3 protein-coding genes are annotated in these 2436 nt (G+C 60.6%); all 3 read left to right on the top strand.

All coding sequences use genetic code 11. The features are described from left to right. The first annotated feature begins 82 nt into the window (after positions 1-82). The 3 genes from tnpA (at position 83) to tnpC (ending at position 2421) form a co-directional block, all read left to right on the top strand. Entirely contained in the window at positions 83-448 is a 366-nt protein-coding gene (tnpA, locus tag QPM17_RS23480; protein WP_285394162.1) for an IS66-like element accessory protein TnpA, read from the top strand. Continuing rightward, positions 445-780 (top strand): IS66 family insertion sequence element accessory protein TnpB, encoded by a 336-nt coding sequence (tnpB, locus tag QPM17_RS23475; protein ID WP_100640765.1) that lies wholly within the window; start codon positions 445-447, stop codon positions 778-780. Before tnpA ends, tnpB begins: the two co-directional genes overlap by 4 nt. 75 nt (positions 781-855) lie before the next feature. Then, positions 856-2421, top strand: a complete 1566-nt coding sequence (tnpC, locus tag QPM17_RS23470; RefSeq protein ID WP_285394161.1) for an IS66 family transposase — start codon at positions 856-858, stop codon at positions 2419-2421. Positions 2422-2436: the final 15 nt, after the last annotated feature.

Genomic DNA, 2436 nt, shown 5'->3' with positions numbered 1-2436 from the left:
GTAAGCGGCCGGTAATCCCATCTTGAGCCTGGCGCTGCTGCCGTCAGGATAGTGTCCACTTATTTTCTAGTGGACACTTAACATGAACGACTTAAGCGTAACCAAACCCTACCAGCGCCGTCGCCGGTTTTCCCGGGAATTCAAAGCCGAGATTGTCGCCCAATGTCTGGCACCTGGTGCCTCCGTTTCCCGGATCGCCCTGGATAACGGCCTCAACGCCAACATGGTCCGGCGCTGGATAAGTGAAGCGCAGCGAGCGGATAAAACACCGGGATTTGTACCGGTCAAACTGCCAGCGGCAACCTCAGCATCGAGCAACCCGTCGGCCTCGGACAAGCGTAGCACCATCCGCATCGAGATTCCCCGCCCCGGCGGTGCGGTTGTGGTGGAGTGGCCTGCGGAGCAGGCCCATCAATGTGCTGCTTTGCTCCGAGACCTGTTGGGATGATCCGTATCGATGAGATCTGGCTGGCTACCGAGCCGCTGGATATGCGGGCGGGACCGGACAAGGCGCTGGCGCGAGTCATCCAGGTGTTTGGTTCAGCCAGGCCGCATTGCGCCTATCTGTTCGCCAACAAACGGGGCAACCGGATGAAGGTGTTGATCCACGATGGTCTTGGCATCTGGTTGTGTGCCCGCCGGCTGAACCGGGGCAAGTTCCACTGGGGCGAAACCTGGCGCGGTGACCAACTGCGCCTGACCGAGGAACAGTTATCCGCCCTGGTTCAGGGCCTGCCCTGGCAGCGCATTGGCGCGGAAGGCGTCATCTCCATCCTGTAACCACAAGTGCCGTAATGCTGCTATAGCCAGAACCGCGAATCGCTTGCCGAACGGGGACTTGGCATACTAAGCGGCATGACTCAGCGCCCTGACATCAACCAACTCTCTGCCGATCAGCTCCGCGCCCTGGCGACGGAACTGATGGACTCTCTGGACGCCAAGGATCAAGTCTTGGGCCGGAAGGAGCGGGCGTTGGTGCGCAGCAACGCCATTATCGAGAAGCTGACCCACGAAGTAGCCATCCTCAAGCGTCACAAGTACGCCCGTCGCAGTGAGCAACTCGATGCTGTCCAGGGGAAACTGCTGGACGAACTGATCGACAGCGACCTGGCGGCCATCGAAGCCGAGCTGGACCAGGCGATGACCGAGGAACAGAGAGCTGCCCGGCCAAAGCAAAAGCCCAAGCGCACCCCACTGCCACCGGAACTGCCCCGCATCCTGATCCACCACGAACCTGAAAACTCTCAGTGCCAGTGCGGCTGCCAGCTCAAGCGTATTGGCGAAGACGTCAGCGAGAAGCTGGACTACCTCCCGGGCGAGTTCACCGTGGAGCGGCACATCCGGGGCAAATGGGCCTGCGACAAGTGCGAGACCTTGGTCCAGGCACCGGTACCACCGCAGGTGATCGACAAGGGCATCCCCACCGCCGGCCTGCTGGCTCAGGTGCTGGTGGCCAAATACGCGGACCATCTGCCGCTGTACCGTCAGGAACGCATCTTCGGTCGCGCTGGCCTGGAAATCCCTCGCTCCACCCTGGCCGAATGGGTGGGTGCCTGCGGTGTGCAGTTGCAGCCCCTGGTGGATGCGCTGAGAAACGCCCTGCTGGAGCACAGCGTTCTGCACGCCGATGAAACACCGGTCAGTATGCTGGCCCCGGGCAAAAAGAAAACCCACAAGGCCTACGTCTGGGCTTACTGCACTACACCGTTCTCGGACCTGAAAGCCACCGTTTACGACTTCGCGCCCAGCCGAGCGGGTGAACACGCCCGCACCTTCCTTGGGAAGTGGCAAGGCAAGCTGGTGTGTGACGACTACGCCGGCTACAAAGCCGGGTTCGGCAACGGCATTACCGAAATCGGCTGCATGGCCCACGCCCGGCGCAAGTTCTACGACCTGCACGAAGCCAACAAGAGTGAGCTGGCTGCCAAGGCACTGGAGTACATTGGTGGACTCTACGAGATCGAACGGGACACCAAAGACCTGCCGCCGGACAAACGAAAGGAAATCCGGGAAGCCAAAGCCAAACCGCTTGCCGATGCGTTGCATCAGTGGATGCTGGCGCATCGCCAGAAAGTGCCGGATGGCTCCGGCACGGCCAAAGCATTAGATTACAGCCTCAAACGTTGGGAAGCGCTGACGCGCTACCTGGACGATGGTGCGGTGCCCATCGACAACAACTGGGTGGAAAACCAGATCCGGCCCTGGGCGTTGGGCCGTTCCAACTGGCTGTTCGCGGGTTCACTGCGCAGTGGTCAGCGTGCTGCGGCAGTGATGACACTGATCCAGTCAGCAAAGCTGAGCGGGCATGATCCCTATGCCTACCTGAAGGATGTGCTGACTCGACTGCCGACGCAAAAGAACAACGCCATCGATGAGCTATTGCCCCACAACTGGAAGCCGGCTATACCTGACAAGGTGTGATGGGCGGACGCTTAC

It is taken from the genome of Marinobacter azerbaijanicus (genome assembly GCF_030250645.1).
GTDB lineage: Bacteria > Pseudomonadota > Gammaproteobacteria > Pseudomonadales > Oleiphilaceae > Marinobacter > Marinobacter azerbaijanicus.
The sequence above is the reverse complement of the archived record's forward strand: the minus strand, read 5'-3'. Positions and strand labels throughout refer to the sequence as shown.